The sequence below is a fragment of the Martelella sp. genome (genome assembly GCF_984369615.1).
In genome coordinates this window covers 1-4009 of sequence record NZ_CFHTCS010000378.1, presented here as the reverse complement: position 1 = coordinate 4009, position 4009 = coordinate 1, and the positions used below count along the sequence as shown (strand labels likewise).

5 protein-coding genes and 1 tRNA gene are annotated in these 4009 nt (G+C 59.7%); 2 read left to right on the top strand and 4 right to left on the bottom strand.

What is annotated here, in order from left to right:
* Positions 1–202: 202 nt before the first annotated feature.
* Positions 203–457: a hypothetical protein gene (locus AC5DC2_RS20575; protein WP_491699831.1), complete on the bottom strand. Its 255-nt coding sequence runs from the start codon at positions 455–457 to the stop codon at positions 203–205.
* A 177-nt stretch (positions 458–634) separates the two neighbouring features.
* On the opposite strand from AC5DC2_RS20575, the gene AC5DC2_RS20570 reads away from it, so the two are divergent.
* On the top strand, positions 635–1705 hold the full coding sequence (locus AC5DC2_RS20570) for a site-specific integrase (RefSeq protein ID WP_491699830.1): 1071 nt from the start codon (positions 635–637) through the stop codon (positions 1703–1705).
* A gap of 21 nt (positions 1706–1726) precedes the next feature.
* Here AC5DC2_RS20570 and AC5DC2_RS20565 read toward each other — a convergent pair.
* The 3 genes from AC5DC2_RS20565 to AC5DC2_RS20555 form a co-directional block, all read right to left on the bottom strand.
* A tRNA-Pro gene (locus tag AC5DC2_RS20565) sits at positions 1727–1803 on the bottom strand.
* Positions 1804–1971: 168 nt separating this feature from the next.
* Positions 1972–2451, bottom strand: a complete 480-nt coding sequence (locus tag AC5DC2_RS20560) for a DUF192 domain-containing protein (RefSeq protein ID WP_024707105.1) — start codon at positions 2449–2451, stop codon at positions 1972–1974.
* 154 nt (positions 2452–2605) lie between these two features.
* Positions 2606–3184 (bottom strand): cold-shock protein, encoded by a 579-nt coding sequence (locus tag AC5DC2_RS20555; RefSeq protein WP_024707104.1) that lies wholly within the window; start codon positions 3182–3184, stop codon positions 2606–2608.
* Positions 3185–3348: 164 nt separating this feature from the next.
* Between AC5DC2_RS20555 and AC5DC2_RS20550 the strand changes: the two genes are divergently transcribed.
* The gene (locus AC5DC2_RS20550; RefSeq protein WP_024707103.1) at positions 3349–3789 is read left to right on the top strand and encodes a VOC family protein; all 441 of its coding nucleotides are present in this window, start codon (positions 3349–3351) and stop codon (positions 3787–3789) included.
* Positions 3790–4009 lie beyond the last annotated feature (220 nt).

Here is a 4009-nt window from a genome sequence, read left to right as displayed (position 1 = left end):
GATCGCAACCCATTTACCCAAACCTGTCCGCACTCTGCCATCCCCCATTTCGGCGTGACGCTTCACGTGGCACACGTCCTATCCTAGCCGTCGAAAAGACTATGACAATGCGATATATCATCCTCAGATGACGAACTTTACGAAGCTCGCTCCGATGGGAGCGAACAAACGGTATTCGCGCCAGCACAGCTTTTTGAGGCAGTCAGTTTATCGCAAGGAAATAGGACTTTGCGGCTCCGGCCGGAAGGAACGCAGAGTTCGATAGCCTGTGCCTGCAAGACTTCATGGAATATCCCGCATCATGAAACAGACCCGCCGCGAAACAGGCCTGCCCTATCCCCAGCGGACGACCCATTTCGTCCGCCAGCGATGCAATGGCGAAAGGATGATCCCCGAGCGCCTGCCAGCCGGAATGATCCGCGCCCGGCACAGAATGAACAAAATAGGCCTTTGACATCTACGTTCCTCGCCCCCCGGACAATGCCCGCTAACGCCAATTTCCTCCAATGTTGAGCCAAAAACACCCATTCTTTAGTTTAGCTCCGACTTTAGGCTTCGAATTTAGCCTCAGACTGGGCAACCCGCGCGGTGCCAAATACCCGCAGGGCAAGGGACTGTAGGAAGGACCCGCCGTTTGCCTGCCCCCTGCCCCAACGACAAAGAGCGGGTCACCGAGGTAACCCGCTCTCGTCAGTTCCATAGGGCCGAGCCAAAGGGGCCACGCGCGGCCAGCGCCGCAAGACGTGCGGCGGAACTGGCACTCGAGGCCGCCGAAACCTTCAGTCCGCACCCGATGGTCGGCCACCTGACACGGCTCAATCAGCAGCGCATGTGGACGTGGATGAGTACTGAGCACGGACTGAGCCCGAAGGCGATCACCACATACATGATTTCGGTGCGCGCTGCCGTCAATTTCGCCGCCGTGCCACAGATCGTAGCAGTCGGTGATGAAAAGCAGGAAGTGCAGCTGCTGACATCAGCGACCCCGATCTTCTGCAATCAATCCGAAATCGCCGATCACGTCGGAGGCGAGATGTCGCGACCGCGCGACTATATCCCAACATTTGAAGAGCTCGGTCGATGGATCGACCGAATCGCGCATGAGGATGATTTCCGCTATGTGGTGATTGCGCTCAATACGGCAGCAAGAAACGAGGCGTTCTTCGATCTGCGCGTGGAGGGTCAGGTAGACTTCAACAGCGGCACCATAGATCTCAACCCGCCCGGCCGTCGCCAGACAAAAAAACGCCGCCCGATCATCCGGCTGACGACCGGCCTCGCGGCATGGCCGGATCACTGGGCAGACGACAGACCCATTCGCCAGTATCAGGATACGGTCGAGAAGCGACTGAACGCGATGGGCAAGGACCCCGCGCCGAAAGACCCGGACGGACGCCAGCTTGCCCCTCTCAACATGCCGGCAATGATCTGCTACACGCTGCGCCACTTCATCGCGACCAATATGCGCCGCGCTGGCATCGAGGTCTCACGCGAGCAACGGTCCAAATGGCTCGGTCACGTCGTTGCAGAAGGCTCCGGAACGACAGACTGGTATGAAAAATTCGATCCCGACTATCTCGAAGAGCCGATGCGCGCCACCGAAATGATCCTCCAGAAACTGCAGAATCACACCCACAAGAGACTGTCAGCACCCACAATGCACTCACAAGGTAAGCTCCGCGTCATCGCGGGACCAGAAAAATAACAATGATTTTAATTGGTTGAATGGTCGGAGTGGAGAGATTCGAACTCCCGACCCTCTGGTCCCAAACCAGATGCGCTACCAGGCTGCGCTACACTCCGACTGCGGCCCGGATACACCGAAGGCACCATCGCCGCAACAGGAAAATGGCTTTTGCCAACGCTCCGCCGGGATCGCCCTGCGCCTTACGTGAAGCGCAGGATCCGCTTGTCTCTTCCCTATGTCGCGTCGGGCTGTCGAAAACCGGATTCCACTTTTCGCCCGATGCTCTAATAGGAAAGCGCAGGGCCGCTGACGCGGTCGCCCGGCTTGAGGCCGTAGCTTTCCGCTTTGCCGCCGCCGATCTCCAGTACGTAGCGCACGGGCTCCGATGAGCTGATGACCGCCTTCGACCCTGGTACGGCGTTCTCGTGAAAGCCCGAGACCGTGCCGTCGGCCCGGATGAAGACCATATCGAGCGGGATCAGCGTGTTGGCCATCCACATCGAGGCCGGACGCGTCTGGCCGAAATCGAAGATCATGCCGCGATCCGCGCCAAGTTCGGTGCGATACATCAGCCCGCGCTGCCGCTGCCGCGGGTCGCTGGCGACCTCGACGACAAGCGGAAAATCCCCGGTTTCCGTGTGGAGCGTCAACTGCGAGACAGGAAACAGGACGACGTCGTCCTCTGCCGACGCCATGCCCGCCGCCAGCATTGCGACAAGCCCGATCAGGGCGGCGAGCGCCCTGTTGCCGAGACCGCGTTTCATCCCATATCCTTTCCGATCGAGCGTCGATACCGCCAGGTTCGAGGACCCTTGCTGTCCTTCCGCGAGGGCAATATTGGCACGGGCGGAAGGCCGGATTGCGAGGCGTTCGTTTCAATGCCGCCGGCAGCCGGCGCCGAGAGCGGCCGGCGCGGCCTCAATGCGTGCGCCGGTTGGCCGTCGGCATGTCGGGGTGGACTTCGGCCGCCATCAGGCCCTTCGGCCCCTCGCCGAAGCGCACCAGCACACTCTGGCCGGGCACAAGCTCGGTAATGCCGTAGCGCCTCAGTGTTTCCATATGCACGAAAATATCCTGCGTCCCCTCGCCGCGGGTCAGGAAACCAAACCCCTTCTCGCGATTGAACCACTTGACCAGGACCCGCTCGAGCCCGCTCGACGGCTCGACCTGAACATGGGTCTTGACCGGCGGCAGCTGCGAGGGGTGAACCGCGGTCGACTGGTCCATGGACAGGATGCGGAAAGCCTGCAGGCCGCGTTCGCGCTTCTGCACCAGCGCCACGACGCGGGTGCCTTCAAGGATTGTCTGGTAGCCGTCCCGCCTCAGGCAGGTTACGTGCAGGAGAATATCCTCCATGCCGTTGTCGGGCACGACAAAGCCGAAGCCCTTGCCGACGTCGAACCATTTCACAAACCCGGTGACCTCCAGCAGTTCGCCCGTTTCCGTGCCCGCCTCTTCTCCGGCCGAGTATCGTTCTGCCTCAGACCTTCCGGCCATACCGCCCCGCTCCTTGAAAAAACCCGGCTGCGAATTAACTGATTCTTGTCATAAGAATAACATTCATACTGAGGGTTCCCGCAAGTTCTAAACGCAAAACGCGTCCATACGGGTCCCGTCCCCATCGAATAGCTCACAGCCGAACACACAACAGGGAAGAGAATATGCATTACCTCCACACCATGGTCCGCATTACGGATATCGATGCCTCGCTGCGCTTCTACCGCGACCTGATGGGCCTCAAGGAAGTGCGCCGGATCGACAACGACAAGGGTCGCTTCACGCTGATCTTCCTCGCCGCGCCGAAGGACCTCGAAAACGGCGACGGCGAACACGTGCCGAAGCTGGAGCTGACCTACAACTGGGATCCGGAAGAATATGACGGCGGCCGCAATTTCGGTCACCTCGCCTATCGCGTCGAAAACATCTACGATTTCTGCCAGAAGCTGTCGGATGCGGGCGTGGTCATCAACCGGCCGCCGCGCGACGGCAACATGGCCTTCGTCCGCTCGCCCGACGGCATCTCGATCGAGATCCTGCAGGAAGGCGATCCGCTGGAGCCGAAAGAGCCCTGGGCGTCGATGCCGAACACGGGCAGCTGGTGACGGGCCTTTATGCCGCGCCGGACCGCGCGGTATCTTGCCATTAAAATCAAGCGGTTACACCCAAGCCCGAACGATCTGTTTCAACATGTCGTTTTTTTGAAGAAATCGCTGTTTTACGCTTGCAGCAATTCTGTTGCCTGATTATAAGGGCGCCCAGCGAACGCACGCGCCCTTCGTCTATCGGTTAGGACGCCAGATTTTCATTCTGGAAAGAGGGGTT